This window comes from Galbibacter pacificus (assembly GCF_029603165.1).
GTDB lineage: Bacteria > Bacteroidota > Bacteroidia > Flavobacteriales > Flavobacteriaceae > Galbibacter > Galbibacter pacificus.
Genome location: NZ_JAQSVC010000002.1, coordinates 481072 through 499305, shown reverse-complemented (window position 1 = coordinate 499305; position 18234 = coordinate 481072). Strand labels below are relative to the sequence as shown.

Annotated in this window: 21 protein-coding genes and 1 pseudogene; 7 read left to right on the top strand and 15 right to left on the bottom strand. The window is 36.4% G+C overall.

The annotated features are described in order from the left end of the window. The first annotated feature begins 23 nt into the window (after positions 1–23). Genes PSF86_RS06680 through PSF86_RS06670 form a run of 3 tightly spaced genes read left to right on the top strand, consistent with a single transcriptional unit; the run spans position 24 to position 3048 of the window. Positions 24–608 carry an acyl carrier protein phosphodiesterase gene (locus tag PSF86_RS06680; RefSeq protein WP_277899280.1) on the top strand — a complete coding sequence of 195 codons (585 nt, stop codon included), beginning with the start codon at positions 24–26 and terminating at the stop codon, positions 606–608. A gap of 22 nt (positions 609–630) precedes the next feature. After that, the gene (gene ggt / locus PSF86_RS06675; RefSeq protein ID WP_277899279.1) at positions 631–2298 is read left to right on the top strand and encodes a gamma-glutamyltransferase; all 1668 of its coding nucleotides are present in this window, start codon (positions 631–633) and stop codon (positions 2296–2298) included. 42 nt (positions 2299–2340) lie between these two features. After that, the gene (locus PSF86_RS06670) at positions 2341–3048 is read left to right on the top strand and encodes a hypothetical protein (RefSeq protein WP_277899278.1); all 708 of its coding nucleotides are present in this window, start codon (positions 2341–2343) and stop codon (positions 3046–3048) included. Positions 3049–3229: 181 nt separating this feature from the next. Here PSF86_RS06670 and PSF86_RS06665 read toward each other — a convergent pair whose 3' ends face one another. Both PSF86_RS06665 and PSF86_RS06660 read right to left on the bottom strand, forming a co-directional pair. Next, positions 3230–3373, bottom strand: coding sequence for a hypothetical protein (locus tag PSF86_RS06665; RefSeq protein ID WP_277899277.1), 144 nt, complete (start codon positions 3371–3373; stop codon positions 3230–3232). 590 nt (positions 3374–3963) lie between these two features. Beyond that, entirely contained in the window at positions 3964–4611 is a 648-nt protein-coding gene (locus PSF86_RS06660; protein ID WP_277899276.1) for a hypothetical protein, read from the bottom strand. 463 nt (positions 4612–5074) lie between these two features. On the opposite strand from PSF86_RS06660, the gene PSF86_RS06655 reads away from it, so the two are divergent. Both PSF86_RS06655 and PSF86_RS06650 read left to right on the top strand, forming a co-directional pair. Continuing rightward, positions 5075–5905: an N-acetylmuramidase family protein gene (locus PSF86_RS06655; protein ID WP_277899275.1), complete on the top strand. Its 831-nt coding sequence runs from the start codon at positions 5075–5077 to the stop codon at positions 5903–5905. A 179-nt stretch (positions 5906–6084) separates the two neighbouring features. Continuing rightward, positions 6085–6672: a hypothetical protein gene (locus PSF86_RS06650; protein WP_277899274.1), complete on the top strand. Its 588-nt coding sequence runs from the start codon at positions 6085–6087 to the stop codon at positions 6670–6672. Between the two features lies 1 nt (position 6673). Here the strand turns inward: PSF86_RS06650 and PSF86_RS06645 are convergent, their stop codons facing one another. The 4 genes and pseudogenes from PSF86_RS06645 to PSF86_RS06630 all read right to left on the bottom strand — a co-directional run. Continuing rightward, the gene (locus PSF86_RS06645; RefSeq protein ID WP_277899273.1) at positions 6674–7519 is read right to left on the bottom strand and encodes a 5-oxoprolinase subunit C family protein; all 846 of its coding nucleotides are present in this window, start codon (positions 7517–7519) and stop codon (positions 6674–6676) included. After that, the gene (pxpB, locus tag PSF86_RS06640) at positions 7503–8237 is read right to left on the bottom strand and encodes a 5-oxoprolinase subunit PxpB (protein WP_277899272.1); all 735 of its coding nucleotides are present in this window, start codon (positions 8235–8237) and stop codon (positions 7503–7505) included. The genes PSF86_RS06645 and pxpB overlap by 17 nt, the downstream gene beginning before the upstream one ends. Next, entirely contained in the window at positions 8230–8958 is a 729-nt protein-coding gene (gene pxpA / locus PSF86_RS06635) for a 5-oxoprolinase subunit PxpA (RefSeq protein WP_277899271.1), read from the bottom strand. Before pxpA ends, pxpB begins: the two co-directional genes overlap by 8 nt. Positions 8959–9094: 136 nt before the next feature. Then, positions 9095–9801 (bottom strand): annotated as a pseudogene (locus tag PSF86_RS06630) (ATP-binding protein); the annotation flags it as partial. Between the two features lie 47 nt (positions 9802–9848). On the opposite strand from PSF86_RS06630, the gene PSF86_RS06625 reads away from it, so the two are divergent. Both PSF86_RS06625 and PSF86_RS06620 read left to right on the top strand, forming a co-directional pair. Further along, a complete protein-coding gene (locus PSF86_RS06625; protein ID WP_277899270.1) occupies positions 9849–10238 on the top strand; it encodes a hypothetical protein in 390 nt (129 codons plus the stop codon). 217 nt (positions 10239–10455) lie between these two features. Then, positions 10456–10986, top strand: a complete 531-nt coding sequence (locus PSF86_RS06620) for a hypothetical protein (protein ID WP_277899269.1) — start codon at positions 10456–10458, stop codon at positions 10984–10986. Between the two features lie 36 nt (positions 10987–11022). On the opposite strand, the gene PSF86_RS06615 is transcribed toward PSF86_RS06620, so the two are convergent. From PSF86_RS06615 to PSF86_RS06575, 9 genes are all read right to left on the bottom strand, one after another. Further along, entirely contained in the window at positions 11023–11469 is a 447-nt protein-coding gene (locus tag PSF86_RS06615) for a lysozyme (RefSeq protein ID WP_277899268.1), read from the bottom strand. Continuing rightward, positions 11456–11785 (bottom strand): hypothetical protein, encoded by a 330-nt coding sequence (locus PSF86_RS06610; RefSeq protein WP_277899267.1) that lies wholly within the window; start codon positions 11783–11785, stop codon positions 11456–11458. The genes PSF86_RS06615 and PSF86_RS06610 overlap by 14 nt, the downstream gene beginning before the upstream one ends. 4 nt (positions 11786–11789) lie before the next feature. Continuing rightward, positions 11790–12206, bottom strand: a complete 417-nt coding sequence (locus PSF86_RS06605; RefSeq protein ID WP_277899266.1) for a hypothetical protein — start codon at positions 12204–12206, stop codon at positions 11790–11792. 125 nt (positions 12207–12331) lie between these two features. After that, a complete protein-coding gene (locus tag PSF86_RS06600) occupies positions 12332–13408 on the bottom strand; it encodes a BACON domain-containing protein (protein ID WP_277899265.1) in 1077 nt (358 codons plus the stop codon). After that, positions 13401–15137, bottom strand: coding sequence for a tail fiber domain-containing protein (locus PSF86_RS06595; RefSeq protein ID WP_277899264.1), 1737 nt, complete (start codon positions 15135–15137; stop codon positions 13401–13403). The genes PSF86_RS06600 and PSF86_RS06595 overlap by 8 nt, the downstream gene beginning before the upstream one ends. A 2-nt stretch (positions 15138–15139) precedes the next feature. Beyond that, positions 15140–15562, bottom strand: a complete 423-nt coding sequence (locus PSF86_RS06590) for a hypothetical protein (protein WP_277899263.1) — start codon at positions 15560–15562, stop codon at positions 15140–15142. A gap of 143 nt (positions 15563–15705) precedes the next feature. Then, positions 15706–16209, bottom strand: coding sequence for a DUF6712 family protein (locus PSF86_RS06585; RefSeq protein ID WP_277899262.1), 504 nt, complete (start codon positions 16207–16209; stop codon positions 15706–15708). 3 nt (positions 16210–16212) lie between these two features. Continuing rightward, positions 16213–17901 (bottom strand): phage portal family protein, encoded by a 1689-nt coding sequence (locus tag PSF86_RS06580; protein ID WP_277899261.1) that lies wholly within the window; start codon positions 17899–17901, stop codon positions 16213–16215. Beyond that, positions 17898–18203: a hypothetical protein gene (locus PSF86_RS06575; RefSeq protein ID WP_277899260.1), complete on the bottom strand. Its 306-nt coding sequence runs from the start codon at positions 18201–18203 to the stop codon at positions 17898–17900. The genes PSF86_RS06580 and PSF86_RS06575 overlap by 4 nt, the downstream gene beginning before the upstream one ends. Positions 18204–18234 lie beyond the last annotated feature (31 nt).

Genomic DNA, 18234 nt, shown 5'->3' with positions numbered 1-18234 from the left:
ATTATAAATCGTAATTTTAGAAAATGAATTTTCTAGCACATATTTATTTGTCCGGAGACAATCCAAAAATTAAAGTGGCCAATTTCATGGCCGATAGCATTCGGGGGAAAAATTACGAGCGCTATCCCCCCGATTTTAAAAAGGGTATTTTGTTGCACCGTGAAATAGATACTTTTACCGATGCACACCCAACAGTAAGGCAGAGCACCAAAAAACTGCACAAAAATTACGGCCATTACAGCGGGGTTATTGTTGACATTTTTTACGATCATTTTTTGGCAAAAAATTGGAGTGATTATTCGGATGTGCCCTTGGAAGTTTATGTAGACGGTTTTTATGATTTACTGGGCGAATATTACGAGATACTCCCCATGAACGTAAAAAAAATGATGCCGTATATGATTGCCGACAACTGGTTGCTCAATTATGCCAAGCTTGAAGGCATTTCCAAGGTATTGGACGGGATGAACCGGCGCACTAAAAATAAATCTAAAATGAATTTTGCCATACAGGACTTGGAAAAATATTATACTGAATTTGAAGCAGAGTTTACTTCGTTTTTTGAAGAACTGCAAGAATTCGCAGTCCATAAGTTAAAATCGCTTTAAACCAGCCTTAACCAAATAATATATGAAAAAACTACTCCTCCTTCTCTCCATACTTATAATCAGTTGTAAACCGGAAAAAGGGCTTGTTGCCGAAAGCGCCATGGTAGTTTCGGCACGTGCAGAAGCTTCCAAAATAGGCTCGGATATTATGAAACAGGGCGGTAATGCCTTTGATGCCATGATTGCCACAAAATTTGCCCTTGCGGTAGCGTATCCCTTTGCAGGAAACCTTGGCGGTGGCGGATTTATGGTCTACAGGCTTAATGACGGTCGAAATGGGTCCCTGGATTTTAGAGAAAAAGCCCCGTTGGCGGCCACAAAAAACATGTATCTGGATTCACTCGGCAACGTAATCCCCAATAAAAGCATTGTTGGGGCAACGGCCGTTGGGGTTCCCGGGAGTGTTTCCGGTCTTTTTGCAATTCATGAAAAATTTGGCACCCTCCCCATGGAAAAACTTATTCAGCCCGCAATAAATATGGCAAACCGCGGAGTTGTGGTTACAAAAAAGCAGGCCAATCGTTTAAAGCATTATCAAAAATTAATTAAAGAAGTAAGTGGCGATACCGTTTTGTTCGCTCATAATTTTAAAGAAGGAGATACCATAAAATACACGGCCTTGGCACATATCCTGGAAATTATTAAAGAAAAAGGAGAAGCTGGGTTTTACAAAGGAGATATTGCCGAAAAAATAGCCACTTTTATTCAAAAAAACGGTGGATTGATAACAAAAGAAGACCTGGCACGTTACAATGCCGTTTGGCGGGATCCAGTTGTGTTCAGTTATAAAGACTTAAAAATAATCTCTATGGGCCCACCGAGCAGTGGCGGAATTACCTTGGCCGAAATAATGAAAATGATAGCTCCATACAAAGTTGGTAAACTAGGGCACAACTCGGTAAAGGCCATCCAGTTAATTACAGAAGCCGAACGACGCGCCTATGCAGACCGAGCTTATTTTTTAGGAGATCCTGATTTTGTGGAAGTTCCTGAAAAAAAATTACTTAGCGATTATTATTTAAATGAAAGAATGAACAATTTTTCTTTTAAAGCCGCAACACCTTCTTCTGAAGTATCGCACGGAGAAATCGAAATTGTGGAAAGTAACCAAACAACGCATTTTTCCATTGTGGACACTTCCGGGAATGCCGTATCGGTAACCACTACGCTCAACGGTGCCTATGGATCAAAATTGTATTCTGAAGAGCTGGGCTTTTTCTTCAACAACGAAATGGACGATTTTAGTGCCAAGCCCGGTGTACCGAACATGTTTGGTCTTCTTGGTACCGAAGCCAATAGTATTGCCCCTGAAAAGCGTATGCTGAGCAGCATGACACCAACGATTGTTGAAAAAAATGGTAACTTGTTAATGGTTGTAGGTACCCCGGGCGGTTCTACCATTATTACTTCGGTATTGCAAACCATTTTAAATGTTTATGAATTTAATATGGGGATGCAAGAAGCTGTTAACCAGCCAAGGTTTCACCACCAATGGCTTCCCGATGAAATATTAATGGAGCCCAATGGCTTTGAAAAAGAAAAAATAGAAACCCTAAAAGCATTGGGATATCAAATCAACGAATCAAAAGCTAGGATAATTGGTTTAGTCGATGCAATTTTAGTGCTAAAAAACGGCACTTTAGAAGGCGGTGCCGATAAACGTGGAGACGATACCGCTATTGGTTTTTAATCCGTAAACTTGCCCCTAAAAGAGGATTTAAAAGTTTTAAATATGAACATATTACGTAAAATACTTAAACTATTTATTGGAATATTGCTATTTCTAATAATAATAAGCGTTGCCGTTTATTTTTTGTACAACGAGCCCGTTCCTGTTGGAAAGCAAGGTCCCGAGGCTGAAGCATTGGCACAGAAAATGCTAAAAGCCATTAACTATTCCAATTATACAAAAACTAGGTACATAGAATGGTCTTTTAACAATGTGCATCACTATAAATGGGATAAACAAGAACACCAAGCCGATGTAAAGTGGGATGATAAGCAGGTAAAACTCAACCTAAAAAATTACGGAAAGAGCGAAGTTTTTATAGACGGCGTAAAAATGCATACCGAACCCCGCCAAGAACTTATAGATAAGGCTGTAAAGTATTTTAACAACGACTCTTTTTGGCTGGTTGCACCGTTTAAAATAATGGATAAAGGGGTTGAAAGAAAATTAGTGACCCTGGAAAATGGCAAGTCGGCATTGTTGGTAACCTATACCGAAGGGGGAACTACACCGGGAGATTCTTATTTGTGGATACTAAAAGACAATGGCTTTCCCGAAAGCTTTAAAATGTGGGTTAAAATTATACCTATTGGCGGATTACAGGCCTCTTGGGACGATTGGAAAGTAATGGAAACCACCACTTACCTACCTTCAAAACACAAGTTTTTGTTTTTTACAATCGACATGGGAGACATTGAGGCTTATAATTAGTCAGTTTTTTAAGTTTAAAGTGTAGAGCATAGCGTTTAGTCACTTCGACGTAAGGAGAAGTCTCATGCTACGCTGTTATGTTGTTGAGAGTCCAGAGATTCAACAATTAACCATTAACAAATAACTAACAACTTATCCCTTACGTTTTTCCCTAATCACAAAACACACTAACCCGTCAATTTCACTCCAATTTACGTTGTTCCCGGGCATTGATGATAAACCCGATAATAAAACTGCCGTACATTACATAATTGGAAATCACCAAAATATACACATATACCGATGCCGAAAAATTGAGCTGCTTTGCAAAAATAAATATGGGCATGGTTACCAAATTAAAAAAAAGGATCCCGATTGTTATCCAAAACGGTAAAGTTTTATGAAAAGTTAATATTTTATCACTTTTCAATATGGTCATTAAATACAAAAAAATAGCCAATAATGTCAATATTACACCTGCATACATATGGGGCTGTAACCAAGATTCTAACAATTTTTCATAATGAAAAAGGCTGTAACAAACAAATAAAGAATATATGATAAGAAAAATATTAATTATTTTTTTGAAATTGGCGTCTTCATTAACAAGATTATAATAAATAAGGTAGCAATAAAACATTGCTAAAGAGTATAAACTTCCTAACCATACTGTTCCATTTAAAATATCGGGAAATGTATTTTCAAACCATTTTTTCAGAAATTTAAAAGCAGTAATTTCTGGGTACCTCCATACTACTACAGCTACAAGTTGGAGCAATTCTATAAAGACTGTTATCACCAATAACAAAACAATAATTTTAATTGATATTGATTTATTATTATACAGTGTTTTTATAGAATAAACTAAAGCTATAATTTCTAACAAAATAATTGACCTTTTTAAATAGAATTCTATATCTGAGGTCATACCATATTTTATTGAGGATAGGTTCGTGTCGGTGGGTTTCCAGAACCACTATAATCCAACGGATCTACACCTGTAATATCTTGTGCAGCATACAACGGTATTGCCAAGTTGGGCAGTACGCTTCCCTCCTCTTTTCCACTGCCCATATGTCCGGTTGGGGTAATAAAAGTGGTAAGGGTATTTTTCTTTCGGTCGTCCCCTACTTTTGGAAACACCCCAATATATATTCTAAAACCATCTACTTTCCCGCCACTTTTTTCTACGGTTTCCATAGAATTGTCAATATATGTCATTAATTCATCTACAGAATACCAGCTGGAAACAGAAAGTTCAAACTTTGGTTTTTTGGGCTTAAAGGTAACCGGTTCGCTTTGTTTTATACTTCTTCCACTACCCGTAGTATTTGCTTGCTGCTCTTGCAATTGCTTTACCAGTGCCTTGTAGTATTCCAGCGAATCGGACTGGGCAAAGAGCTCGTCCATGTCCTTTACATAACGTTTACTTAACTTTTCGGCAAGTTTTGGCGTTAACTTATGCTGGGAAAGGTCTACCGGATTGTATTCAACAAGGTTCCTTCCTTTGTTACACGATGCTAAAAAAACTACGCATAAACCCAACAGTAAGCCGTTGAGCCATTTTGGTTGATTGGTTCTCATTTTTACTTAATTTGGTTAGTTATCAATTATGTTAATTATAAATAGTTTAGGTGCTGAAAAGGCGTATAAATCAAGCCATGTTCATTATAAACCTATCCATACTACTAATATACTATAAAAAAATCAGTACCTTCATAGCTATAAAATTTCATATTGCAATATAATTAATTGAAAACAAATTAGTTACATTGTTTTCACCGTTTGTTTTCGGGGAAAATCCCTTACAAGAATTCGATTAAAAGTATTTAATCAACGATGTATTGCCATAAAGCAAAGAAACGGAGGCTTTTAGACACTTAATGCCTTTTAATTTTGCAACTGATAAAATGTTGGTTTTACCACAAATGCACCGAGTTAATGAAAAACACCATAACAAATGCATGTGGCAACCTTTGCTGTGTATTTATACTATGTAATGAGAGTTATGTTTTTCATTTTTATTTGAATTATACATTTTCAATCCATGAAAACACTCCGCTATAAATCGTACGATCCCGCTGTTTATTTACTGGAACAAATTCTGGTGAAACTGGGTTTTCCCGTTGTAATTTCCAATTACTTCGGAAAAGATACCGAAACCGCCGTAAAAAGCTTTCAGCTTAAACACGATCTGGTTATCGATGGCATCGTAGGGGTAAAAACATGGAGCAAATTGCTAGCCATTGAGAACACTCTTTTTAACAATACGGACAAACTTCTTTCTGAAAAAGATTTAATGGACTTTTCAAAGAAATTCAATCTGGATCTGGCCATTGTAAAAGCCATCAATGAAGTAGAAAGCAATGGAAAAGGCTTTTTAATTTCCGGAAGGGCAAAAATTTTATTTGAAGGCCATGTATTTTGGAAGGAACTTGAAAAACGCGGGATTTCTCCCGAAAAATACGTTTCTGCAAAAACCCGACACGTACTCTACCCTAAATGGACCAAAAAATACTATGTAGGTGGCGAAGGCGAATATTTGCGGTTGGAGACCGCCGCTTCCATACAAAAAAGCAAAGATTTCCATGATGCAGCCCATGCATCGGCTTCGTGGGGGGCTTTCCAGATTATGGGCTACCATTACAAAGATTTAGGTTACACCTCTGTAAATGCGTTTGTTGAGGCCATGCAAATTCACGAACGGGAACATTTACACGCATTTGGCATGTACTTAAAAGCAAATAAGCTCCTGCCTTTTCTACGGGAGAAAGATTGGGATGCTTTTTCAAGGGCCTATAACGGGCCTTCTTACAAAAAAAACCAGTATGACAAACGGTTAAAACTTTTGTACTTTAAATACACTGCCAAAAATTAATCGAACTCAGATTTTAAAGTTAATTTTTTCTACAATTTGTATTAAATTTTTATTAATCCAACCGCGGTTACACAAAAAATCGCTATCTTAATTCCATAGTTCCCTTCTTACAAAGAATCAGGTATTTTCCCCTTTCCTATTATACTTATTTATACCAAATTAGCAACATAAAAGCAGCAATGATGAATATTACTACCTCATATGTGGATATGTATAACCGCATACATACCAAAACCCATGCAACTGTTGGGAAAATAAAGGATTTAATTGAAAATGAAGATATTAGTGCTTCTGATGAATTATATACTTTTTTAAAGGAAATTGAAGATACCTTTAGACGGAATAAAATATCGGCGTTTACCGATATTGCTACGTATAGGATTGATTTACTTTCGTCCCGGATAGCATTAGATCAACGTGTGCCTCAAAAAAGCCATCAACTGGAAAAGGCAATGGCCTTGATTCCAGATATTACAAAAACGGTTCATGAAGCATTAAGGCCCATTAAAAACAGGATTAACGAGTCCAGGGTTATTATCAAGGAATTAATTTCCCAGGCGTACGACAGTAACATGGTGCAATATCACGAAGCAACGAATTTCTCTGATTTTATCAATGCTTTGTGGCGTTTGTTGTTAAATCACGACAACTTTAAAACCAAAGCCATCACGGTTTCGCAGTCCATTACCAATAACGATATTTTATATATTCTAGCAGAAGAAGTGCACCCAGGTAAAAAACCAGCCCCCAAAAAGGTGGTTGGCTAACTTATTGCTCGACTAAACTGAATAATATTTCTTCATGGGTCCTTTTTTGTGCCAATAGGGCAATTGCTTTAGCGGTAAGCTGTAATATTCTTGGGTAACCACCTGTTGTTTGTGCATCTTTCATTAGAATAATTAATTTCCCCGATGGCGTAAATTGTACCGTTCCCGGTAATGTTGAAGACGTGAGTATGGAATACTTATGCGGATAAAGTTGCTGTTTTAATTGACATGCCATCCGGCTGTTTTCCTTTGCGATATTGAAAATGCCATTTAACACCTGATATTCTTGTTCTTCCGTCAACAAATTAAACTCAGGACCTTTGTAGACTTCCAGTTCTTTTTCCTTAAAATTATGATCCATGCCCGGCAAGTTTTCCGGTGGTGAAAATGCTTTGTGTTTCGCTATGTTTAATGTTAGCCCAATGGTTAAATGAAATTTCTCAGTAATTGAAACATACCACGATCTGCTCCCCAAAACAACTTCGGTATCAAACCCGCCCTTAACGGCCAAATAGCAACGGATTCCGCTTTTTAGTTTCCCAAACCGCAATACATCGCCCGGAACAACCTTGTAAACCTCGTCGTTATAAATTTCATTGTTGTTGATGGAAGGCGACATAATTGCCCCGCAAACGGCAATATAGCTTTCTTCTTCAAAAAGAAGTTCGGGCCCTGTCATGGTAATTTCCATAACGGCAGCCGTTGGGTCGTTGTTCAATAATTTGTTGGCAAACCCAGCCGAAATGGCATCCATGACGCCACTTACGGGCACACCTTTGTCGCGGTATTGAAACCTGCCCATATCTTGAATGGTAGAATAGAAACCGGGTTTATTTACCTGTATCATCGAGTTCGTATGTTTTTAAATGAAAAATTTTGGCTTCTACCTGAATGCTAATCAGTTCATGCGTGGCCTTGTCTATTGGATAAAACTTAATTTTATCGCCTACGCCCACACCACAGGGATTCTCGTTTTTGAGATTAAAAACCTTTACGGGCGAATTGCCAATAATATTCCATCCACCTGGAGATTCCTGTGGATACATGCCGGTTTGCTCGCCCCCAATACCAACAGAGCCCTGTGGTATTTTTAACCTAGGCTTGCTTCGTCTTGGATGGTGCAAGGCTTTGTTCAATCCGCCCAAATACATAAATCCCGGTAAAAAACCAATACAATAAATGGTATACAATGGAGCCGTGTGCAGTTCTATAATTTGCGGTACCGACATCTTTTTTTCCATGGAAAAAGTTTCCATGTCGATGCCAAATTCGGCATCATAACAAACGGGAATATGCCATAATTTACGTTGGAGATTTCCAAAAATGTCTTTTTGTTTGTAAAGCTGTTTTAGCTGCTCGATTAATTCTTTATGCCGAATGGGCACTTGTGCAATTAAAGTAAGGGAGTTGTATGCCGGAACGATTTCATAACCATCCATGTTCAATAAGATTAATTTTTTGAACTTTAGTATATTGTTCAATACTTCCTCATTCACCATTCTTGGCCATTCCACCAACAATGCCTTATCCCCGTAGGGCCGGTATTCTAGTTTAAATCTATCCAATGGCAGTAGTGTATAAAGAGTTATATAGGTATTTTACAATCTGGGCGGCGTTTTCGGTATCAGAATGAACACAAAAAGTAGCAGCTTTTATAAAGAGCGATCTTCCGTTAATGGTCACTACTTTTTGATGATTCGCAATATCCTGCACCTGTTTTAAAATAGCATTTTTATCATGAAGCACCGCATCTGGAAGTGTTCTTTTTACCAAGGATAAGTCTTCGTTATAACTCCTATCGGCAAAGGCTTCATATAATATCTGGAATCCATTTTCTTGGGCAACATCGGCAATTATGGAATTATATGGAACATACAACAGTGCTCTTTTTTTATACATGTTAACAGCTTCCAAAAATGTGGTTGCCAAACGTTTGTCTCGGGCAATATCGTTGTACAGCGCACCGTGTGCCTTTATATGATGTAGTTTCCCGTTACATTCCTGTAAAACATTATCAAAATTTTCCAGTTGAAGAGAGATGCTTTCCTTTAAATCTTTTGCTGAAATATCAACAGATTTCCGACCAAAATTTTCCTTATCGGGATAAGACGGATGCGCACCAATGAGGATATTGTATTTCAACGCCAAGCTCACCACATCTTTCATGCTTTGCAAATCTCCGGCATGACCGCCACAGGCAATATTGCACGATTGAATATAAGGCATTATTTCGTTTTCATTGAAAGTACCCTCACCTAAATCGCAGTTAATATTTATTGTTTCCATTTTATCTTCAGGCAACATTAATCTGTAATTTATTGATTAAATAACTTCTATAATAAATATAACATAAGTTTTTGCTTTGGCTAAATAAATTTAGGATTATTAATATACAGGGGCTATGTTTAGTGTATTTGTAGCTTTACCCCAACCAACCATCCCTATCCAAGCTTCTGTATTGAATGGCCTCACTGATATGAACTGGCATTATTTGGGTTTCGTTTTCCAGATCGGCAATGGTACGGGAAACTTTAAGTATGCGGTCGTAAGCCCTTGCCGAAAGGTTTAGGCGTTCCATGGCTTTTTTCAGCAATGTTTTGGACTCATCGTCCAGCACGCAAAATTTTCTAATTTGCTTTGTTCCCATTTGGGCATTGTAATGAATGTTGGGAAGTTCATTAAAGCGTTCTGTGTAGCACCTTAGCGGCGGTAACCCTTTTTCTGATATCAATACTTTGTTCTCCTTTTCTTTCTTCCGAAAGTTTTTCAAACGGGACCGGGGTTACTTCAATATGAATGTCTATCCTATCCAAAAGCGGCCCCGATATTTTGCTTAAATACCGTTGCATTTCGGCCTGGGACGAAGTTACGGGGGCATCGGGGTCGTTGAAATATCCGCCGGGACTTGGGTTCATGTTGGCCACCAACATAAAACTGGAAGGATACGTAACTGTAAATTTTGCCCTGGAAATGGTAACTTCCCGGTCTTCCAGGGGGATGGCGTATAACTTCCAGTACGCTCCTTTTAAACTTGGGCAACTCGTCCAGAAAAAGCACGCCATTATGTGCCATGGAAATTTCGCCCGGCTACGGATAAGCACTGCCGCCAACCAAGACAACATCTGTTATTTTATTAAATGTATACATTTTTTATTAACAATTCAAATTATCAAACAATGAAAAAAGCATTATCATTAATTGCAGTTATTATGTTGCTTGTAGCTTGCTCCAAGGACGAAATCAACGATTTTTATTATTTGCCCGAAGGCAAACAACCTGAAAAAGAAGTAGTAAACATTGATACCATTGTTGGTATATGGAAAAATGAATCGGGGGATTTGCAAATCTTCTCAAATCAATTTCAATATACCAAAGTGAAAATTAATCAAGATTACCACTTTAAGGGCGGTACATGGGAAAAAATAGAGAAAGGTGTATACTTGGTACAATGGAAGGATGATGAAGGCTCACACACGTTAACAATTGAGGTTGAATTTTCCGATAACGGAAATACGATGGACTATAGTTATGGCGGTGAAACTTATAAAGCTATAAGGGATAAGTAAAATACTATCATAAAAAGAATATAAAGGGAGTAGGCTTTAAAAAAGTTTGCTCCTTTTTTTATTTAATTAAAAATCTGACTTGCATACTGTTAACGTTTCTCTGTTAATAACCTTTTAGTAGACATATTAACAATTTTTGTTAAAAACTTCTAAATTATATTTTTAATTATAATTACTCGTTTTTAGATATTTACAATGTATTTAAATTTATAAAAATATGTCGATAAATTATGAGAAATTATTAAATAATAATTTTGTGAAATATATTATTATAATACTCTTATTATGTTTAATAATTTTATGTGGTTTAGGTATAGCAACTGATAAGCACATAAAATTATTTGGCATTGAATTTAATGGTAATAATGAACAATTTAAAGAAAAAGAAAGTAAAAATATAAATACAAAAAATAACTCACATATTATTAGTGGTAATAATAATCAAGTGGGCGTAAATGGTGATGTCAATTATGGTATTCAACAAAGACATTTGGATAAAAAATTATTACAAGAAATTTTAAACAAACTACCAAATCACAATGCGAAAATCAGGTTTTGGTATGTGAGGGAGAATAAAGAATCATATATATATGGAAATGAGATATTTCAAACTTTATATAAATTAGGTTATCATAATATAAAAGCAAATGGTTGGTTTTTACCTGGTTGTTATGATAAAGTCCGATTAGAATTCGAAAAAGATAGTACCTTATTAATTAAAATATGCCCCGCTGGAAATATCAAATGATACTATGAGAGTGTAATTTGAAGTCTGTCCTCTGTTTCAAATATAATACATTTCAGCCTCTTCTTTCCTTCTCTTAACCAATCCTTTTAATACTTTTCCATTGGATTTATTCCATCTTGAGAACTGATATTTGATATTTTCATCAAAAGGATTTACATTAACTTTCTTGAGTAATGTACTTGACGCAAAAGCACCCTTACCCACATTATAACAAAAGCTTACCAAAGCATCAAATTGCCCTTGTAAGAGCGTTTTAGTTACTTTCTGATTAACATACTGTTCAAAACCATAAAGTACGTACAGAAACAGTCTATTTGCCCTTTCTTCACTTATGCAATCATCATTTAAAGCTACTTTTCTGCCATCTTCATAAAATGTATTACCATAACCGATAGTAGGGATTTCTGAGGGGCATAAATAAGGGCATAATCTTAATGCCTCATGCTTTTTTATCGCTTGTATTCCTTTCTTAGATACTTTCATTGGGTAGACATTTACAGTTTTTTTGGTAGTATTGAAGGCTCCTGTTACATTTCTGGATAAACTCCTTATGTTTCTGTAATTCTTCTTTGTAATCAGCTTCTATGTCCTGTAGTTGGCTTTCAAATCGTACTTTCATATCATCAATCATATCCTGATATATTTTTAAGTTCTTGCTCATGTTGTCCGCTTCGCTCCCAGCTATATCCGTTTCCTGTTTTTTAACGTTCAAAGCGGTTAAAATCCTGTCCTTGTTCCATGCTACCACCCCTGTAATGGCAGGTATCCCCCACTGCTGTAATATCTCTAATATGTTCATCGTCTTATAATAGTTTAAACCCCACGCCCACAATTATCTGTTTTTCTGAATTGTAGCCGATTGTGTAAATAGTTCTGTTTCTCTGTAGATATAATTTACCTGTTATAACAGGCTTTGTAGTTACGGTTGTTTCTACTCCTGTATATAAGTTAAATCCCTTTTGTTTTATTTCCCTCTCATTTATGGTGTACTTTACTTTCTGTTTGGTAAGATAACCTTGTACTTCACTCTCTACTTCTATGGTGGCTGTAGAGTCTTTATAAACCTCTCTGTACGTTCTTTTCGTTATGGCGTCCTCATACATCTTAATACGCTCTAAACTATCTGATAACTGCTTAAAATCGTTTAATAGTTTGGTGTTTACTGGATTTTCGATTGTAATAATCGAATCCTTGCCTTTTAATTTTATTGTATCGGTCAAAATGATAGGTCTTAAATCAATTGAATCCCTAACAAAAGTGTTTGAAACAGGCTGTATTGTCCTCTCCTGCCTTGTGAAAAGCAATAAAAGCAGTATAAGTATAACTATATATGGAAGATATTTTTTTAACATGCTGTAAGCCCATAGAATGTTTCATTAGCTTTATTCCAATACCTCGCCCATGAGCCATTTGAATACCATCCAGTGTCTGCCAATGTAGTTCCAGCATCATCTGTATATAAAACGGTGGCACCCGTCCATGTATAACCGTCTTCAATATAATAATCAAGCCTACTACCTACATTAGCATAGTTTGTACAGGCACTTGCAGCATCTGAACCAGTACTTACGGCTATTGCTTGTGTTTCTGGGTGAGGGTCTACTGGGTCACCGCCACCATCAGAATTATCTTCTTCACATTGTGTTAAACCGTAAAATGTTTTATTAGCTTTATTCCAATTTCTTGCCCATGCACCATTACTATACCAACCTGTTGGGGCAAACTCAGTACCTTCTTCATTGACATATAAAACATCTGCTCCCGTCCATGTATATCCATCTTTAATATAGTAATCAAGTCGCCCAGCTTCATTAACAAAATTCAAACAAGCATTTTCAGCGTTTGAACCAGTACTAACGGGCATTGATTGCGTATCAACTCCCGGGTTCGCATCTTGGTATAAATAGGTTGTATAGCTGTTTGCACCTCCATTTGAAGTTATGGTAAGTTCTACCATTCTTTGCTCTGGTGTATCGTTATAATCAATCGTGAAGTTTATCGTAGGTGCGTTACTTCCCGATGTTGGGGAGGCACTAAACCAACTGCCGCCAGTATCTTCCTGCCAATCAGGGTCTAATGGAGGGGGATAAATCCACCATTTAAAAAGTTTCCACGAAATAGTCCATGAATAACCCCCAGCATTAAAAACTTGTGCCGTTCCTGTATCTCCATCCCAATCTAAGCTGTTAATAAAATCAACCGTAAATATAGGATACTGCTTAACTCGTTGATACGGTACTAACCTATTGGTAGGGTAATTTGTGAGTAAGGACGTATCTAGGTTTTTGTAGTGTATATTTAGAGTTCCTCGAATGACACATAGTTTCCCGCCAACCGCTGGTATCTCAGGGAATAATAAATTATTATTTTCCATCCATACCAAGTCATCATGTGTAATTATCTGATTATATGCCCTACCCATTTTTTAACTGTTTTACTTCTTCGCTTAACTCTTTAACTGCGTTTATAAGTACAGGGATTAATTTGGTGTAGTTAACCGATTTCATACCTTCTTCACTATCATCTGTATTTACTGCAATAGGTAAAATTTCTTCAATTTCTTGTGCAATAACCCCTATATCTTCTTTATTGTTTTTCTTCCAACTGTAGGAATAAGTATTAATTTTTTCAAGCGTTTTCAATCCTTCAGTTAATGGCTGTATATTCTCTTTTAATCTTTTATCCGAATTTTCAAAAAATCCAGCAGCATAAACATTCCCAAAAAACCTACCATGTCCATTTCCTGCTTCTAAAAATATACTTGCAGTACCATTAGATGCTACATATAATCCCCAACTACCTGGATTAGTACCTAAATCTGTGGAATTTAAAAATGAAGCACTACTGCCTTGTGCATATCCGATACCGTACATGTTATTTAGTGTTTCTTCGTCTGGTATATATGATGAACCTATGGTATATATTGGATTAGTTTTTGCAGAATTATTACCTACTGTTTGATAACTGCCTTCCAAAAATCCTGCTACATGCGAATATCTTCTTATTCTTCCTGAAGATTTAAAATACACATCTCCACCACCAGTCAAATCGACGTCTCCATTTTGATTTATGGTAAATATATTAACACCATCTCCTGCACCTTGTTGTGCCTCTAATATGTTACCTGAACCTTGTTGAGTTATATAGAGTGGAGTACCTCCGTTTCTTCTAATCCAAGCATAACCTCCATCTGTTCTAGCGTTTTTTAATATATAGTTGCCATCGCTTTCTGCCTTCGTATAATAATTAGATGGGGTAAAATTTCCTGAATGCCATATTTGTTGATGCCTCCAAGCACTTCCAGTATAATCAGAAAAATATAAAGAGTTGTTATTTCCAGAAGGTTTATAAAAAAAGAAACTTCTATTATCGGAACCACCTCGTATCCCAAAGCTTTGCCCAAATTCAGTTGGAAAATTAGTTGAACCTGTGCTATTCGAGTAGTTAAAAAAAGTATTGCTTGGCAAATCTAATATGCTATTGGCATTTTCTGTTACTACTCCATATCCTGAATTTAATCCAGAACCAGCTAAAATTCTACCAGACGAAGTAATTGTGGCACCAGATATAGAACTAGTAACAGTTAAATCTCCTGTTAAAGTATCTGTTGTGTTAAGTAGATATTTTGAATCTGCTGTAGTGGTATTTATTTTATTTGAATTTAACCAGTCCAATGCATCATCTACATTGGTACCGCTAACACCAGAATCATTGGTTATCTGAGAGGCATCATAATCTCCCGTTACTGCCACAACATTACCTATCCTGCCAAATACACTTTCAACATCCCCAGAGCCTCCCCCACCTACTTGTACATATGAGCTTCCGCCCCATCTGTAGGTGAAGTTTGTATCTTTTGCTATATATATTTTACCCGTCTCCCCTACTGCTGGGAAGGCAGATAATGATGAATATTCCAAAACATCATCTACATAGGACGGTAAATAAGCACTATCTATTTTGGTTGAACTATTTAACGGGGTATAGCCATTTGCAATACCTTTTTCATTTATTGATTGAAAGTCAAGGTTTCCAATTTTTATCTTTTTGCTACTTCCTTGTGGCGAATCGCTTAAATCTGATACATCCACTATATGCAGCAAATCATTATTGTGGGGAGTTGTTAGCTCGTTTCTATCTGTTAACCTCATTTTTAATTAAAATTGTATAGTTCGTTATCCTGAAAAACGTGTAATATAAAATCTTGGAACTCGTATAATGTTGGTGAATACGGTATAAACCCTGCTTCTTCTAAATCATCGATATAAAAGCTTTCCTTTTCTTCCCTTCCTTCAAAATTGAAGGTATAGCCGTTAAATTCTGACTTTGCACCGCCTGTTACAAGCTTTACACTATCCACGGAAAGTCCATTTTCCAGACCAAAAATCTTATAGATACCATTATTGAGTTCCAAAATCACCCTAAACTCACTGTTTAAAAGGGCTTCCATTATTTCATTGGTTGGTCTGTCTAGCATTGGCAGCGTTATACTTATACTTTGCCCATAACTTTTATCGCTCCCTAGTGCTTCCCTGTAGCTATTACCGTCTGCCAGTAAATCGAATTGATAAATCATTGTTGCAGGAAATGAAACAAGTGTATTATCCGATATTTCATATTGAAACTTCTTATGAAACAGATAATTAGCTATATACATTCTCTTAACCCCTGCAATGTTATTTTTACAAGGCTCTTTTCTTCCTTTTGAAATTAAACAGCTCATAAATTCCAACCTCCCGTATATCTAAAGCTTCTATCAGGTGTTATATCATAATTTTCTTCTTGTGCCGTGGTGTACTCAGGTAAATTAACCGTACAAAGGAATTTTTGAAGTCTTTTTATATAGGCATCTGCCTTGTTTCTTTGGTTTTGAGCCAAATAATCTACCTCTGATTTATTGACCGCTTCCCCATTCTCTGGTTGGTGTTTGAATATACCCCCATTAGCCACATTATAAGAGGCTATAATTACATATTCAGCAGCAACGCTGTAAATTATAATTGGCTTTATATAGTCTTCATATAGGGCTTTATAATCGTTATCTAAGGCATTACTTAAATAATCTGAAAGTATCTTTTTATACAGCTTTGTACCAAGAATGGGTTCGATAACAAAAACCTGAACCTCTTTAATGACATGTAAGTATTTTGACACGTCTATATTTCCCCCTAATGGAGTTCCTTTTGTTAAATCTTCTGCTTTTATAAGTAGTGTAGTAGCCATTCGTTACTGTAATTTCCAATAGTTATTATTGCTTCCTGCTGTTTGTGCAACTTCTTTTTCGTTAATAGGTAATCTTGCATCATTTCTTTCCGAAGGCTCTAAATCCAAAATCATTTTCCTTGCCTCGGTAACAGATATTTTACCGTTATTTTTCTTCAAATAAATCTGCCTTTGCCAGAAATGGGCACAATTAACGCCGCCCTTGTATAGCCAAATGGAATAAGTATCGGCACCACCAGCACCAAAACCTTCATTAACTACCTTATCTTGTGCTAGTATTATATCTTCCTTTCTATAGACTTTATCAGCATTTACCATCTTACGGCAAAACTCTCTACTATTATCGCTTACAGCATTTGGGGCATATACATACCTTACTTTGAAAAGTTCATTATCCTGTTCTGAGGCACTTGCCCAACTAGATGAAAAAGTTTTTGCTAGTTTCAGTTCAAATGCCGTTGGGTCTTTTATTACTTTACTTTCATCAATGAGTTCCCAACCTTCCAAGCTTTTTATATCTTCCCCAACTTCGATTAATGCATCAGCTACAAATGAATCATCATAATGGGAATGTAATTCTACTTCTTCCCCTGCCTTGGTTGTTCCCCCGTCTTCTTTAGTAAAGCTTATCAGGGGTTTAAATTCCAGTTCGGTATCAATACCATTATATTTAACCACTTCATTAAAAGCGTCAAGTATCAGTTCCTGCTTTGGTTGTATAACTGTTGCATAACTTAGTTTAGATGCTGTTTCAAGTTCTTCTGCATTGTTACCAAGTCCTGTATTGTCCTTTATCCCGAATAACATAGGAGAAGTTACCCTATGCCCAACCATTATCTGCTTTCTAGCTTCTTCACACCAAAAATCCCATTGCTTATGATTTTCATTACTTGGAAAAGCTTCTATTGTCGCCTTAGTTTCGGCGTTATCATTAAACGATACTACAACATTACCAGCAGCAGAACTACCAGTAACTTTTTTCTTGATATCCCTTTCAATTTCATTCCTTACTTCCTTTTCTGGCACTCCATTATTTAGGTTGATTATAAAACCAGCAGATAGACCGTTACGGATATGATTGATTGAAAAATTGCTTATTTCTTCTTCCAGTTGTGCATACTGCATGCATGCCAAGTAATCAGGGTCAGCATAATAGTACTTCCCTGCCTTATAAGGCTCGATAACATATATTTCCTTGTCTTCTTTACTTGTACCAAATGCTGGGTAAGGTTCTGGTTTGTTTGAACTTGCTTTGCTCCAATCTTTACAGTACCAGTAAGTTGTTATTTCCCCTTCATCGTTCATTTTATTTGGGGCTATGGTTTGCCTTGGTATGTGATAAACCCCTGTTACCTTTCTAAGTGCCCCTTTACCTTTACTGTATATAACTTGAAAGGAAGCACTCCCGAACAATTCAAAATCATTACAAATCTTTCTGATATCCTTTGAAGGGAAAAGTTTTAAAATTGAATCATCTACAGCGGTTAACCCCTTACCATAAATCATTTCACTATACCCATTTATGATAGCTGCATTAGTTGGGCTACCGTTGTACCTATCTATTACATCATCAAAAAATGAATTGTTCTTACCATTTAAAACCCAATCCTTGCCCATTTCTTCCTTAATGGTGGGCTTCACATAGCTGTTAAGCTGTATTAAACTGATTTTATTATATTCTTTCTCGTTCATAAGGTTAATAGGTCTGGGTCAACTTTATAATTTTGAATGTCGTTTTGGTCTGTGATGAAGATTTTTCCCCTATACATTAGATTTCCATCCATATCTGATATTTCATAGGAATAGTTATCACCTTCTTTGAAGTCATGGGTGATTTCTGCTGTCATATATCCATCTAAGTAGGTTACAGCCGATGTATATTCATAAGATTTTTCTAAGAGCTCATCTAACAGCCATATAGTAACTGTATCAGCCTCATAACGGGGTATAAATAATAAGCTTTGAGGGGTATGTATAGGTTTTATTACGTTCATCGTTCTGCCTTTAGTTAATTAACCGTATAAG

Bases quoted from the DNA above. Each gene is read 5' to 3' on its own strand.
- PSF86_RS06680 (WP_277899280.1), top strand. From the start codon at position 24: ATGAATTTTCTAGCACATATTTATTTGTCCGGAGACAATCCAAAAATT.
- ggt (WP_277899279.1), top strand. From the start codon at position 631: ATGAAAAAACTACTCCTCCTTCTCTCCATACTTATAATCAGTTGTAAA.
- PSF86_RS06670 (WP_277899278.1), top strand. From the start codon at position 2,341: ATGAACATATTACGTAAAATACTTAAACTATTTATTGGAATATTGCTA.
- PSF86_RS06665 (WP_277899277.1), bottom strand. From the start codon at position 3,373: ATGCCCATATTTATTTTTGCAAAGCAGCTCAATTTTTCGGCATCGGTA.
- PSF86_RS06660 (WP_277899276.1), bottom strand. From the start codon at position 4,611: ATGAGAACCAATCAACCAAAATGGCTCAACGGCTTACTGTTGGGTTTA.
- PSF86_RS06655 (WP_277899275.1), top strand. From the start codon at position 5,075: ATGAAAACACTCCGCTATAAATCGTACGATCCCGCTGTTTATTTACTG.
- PSF86_RS06650 (WP_277899274.1), top strand. From the start codon at position 6,085: ATGATGAATATTACTACCTCATATGTGGATATGTATAACCGCATACAT.
- PSF86_RS06645 (WP_277899273.1), bottom strand. From the start codon at position 7,519: ATGATACAGGTAAATAAACCCGGTTTCTATTCTACCATTCAAGATATG.
- pxpA (WP_277899271.1), bottom strand. From the start codon at position 8,958: ATGGAAACAATAAATATTAACTGCGATTTAGGTGAGGGTACTTTCAAT.
- PSF86_RS06625 (WP_277899270.1), top strand. From the start codon at position 9,849: ATGAAAAAAGCATTATCATTAATTGCAGTTATTATGTTGCTTGTAGCT.
- PSF86_RS06620 (WP_277899269.1), top strand. From the start codon at position 10,456: ATGTCGATAAATTATGAGAAATTATTAAATAATAATTTTGTGAAATAT.
- PSF86_RS06615 (WP_277899268.1), bottom strand. From the start codon at position 11,469: ATGAAAGTATCTAAGAAAGGAATACAAGCGATAAAAAAGCATGAGGCA.
- PSF86_RS06610 (WP_277899267.1), bottom strand. From the start codon at position 11,785: ATGAACATATTAGAGATATTACAGCAGTGGGGGATACCTGCCATTACA.
- PSF86_RS06600 (WP_277899265.1), bottom strand. From the start codon at position 13,408: ATGGGTAGGGCATATAATCAGATAATTACACATGATGACTTGGTATGG.
- PSF86_RS06595 (WP_277899264.1), bottom strand. From the start codon at position 15,137: ATGAGGTTAACAGATAGAAACGAGCTAACAACTCCCCACAATAATGAT.
- PSF86_RS06590 (WP_277899263.1), bottom strand. From the start codon at position 15,562: ATGATTTATCAATTCGATTTACTGGCAGACGGTAATAGCTACAGGGAA.
- PSF86_RS06585 (WP_277899262.1), bottom strand. From the start codon at position 16,209: ATGGCTACTACACTACTTATAAAAGCAGAAGATTTAACAAAAGGAACT.
- PSF86_RS06580 (WP_277899261.1), bottom strand. From the start codon at position 17,901: ATGAACGAGAAAGAATATAATAAAATCAGTTTAATACAGCTTAACAGC.
- PSF86_RS06575 (WP_277899260.1), bottom strand. From the start codon at position 18,203: ATGAACGTAATAAAACCTATACATACCCCTCAAAGCTTATTATTTATA.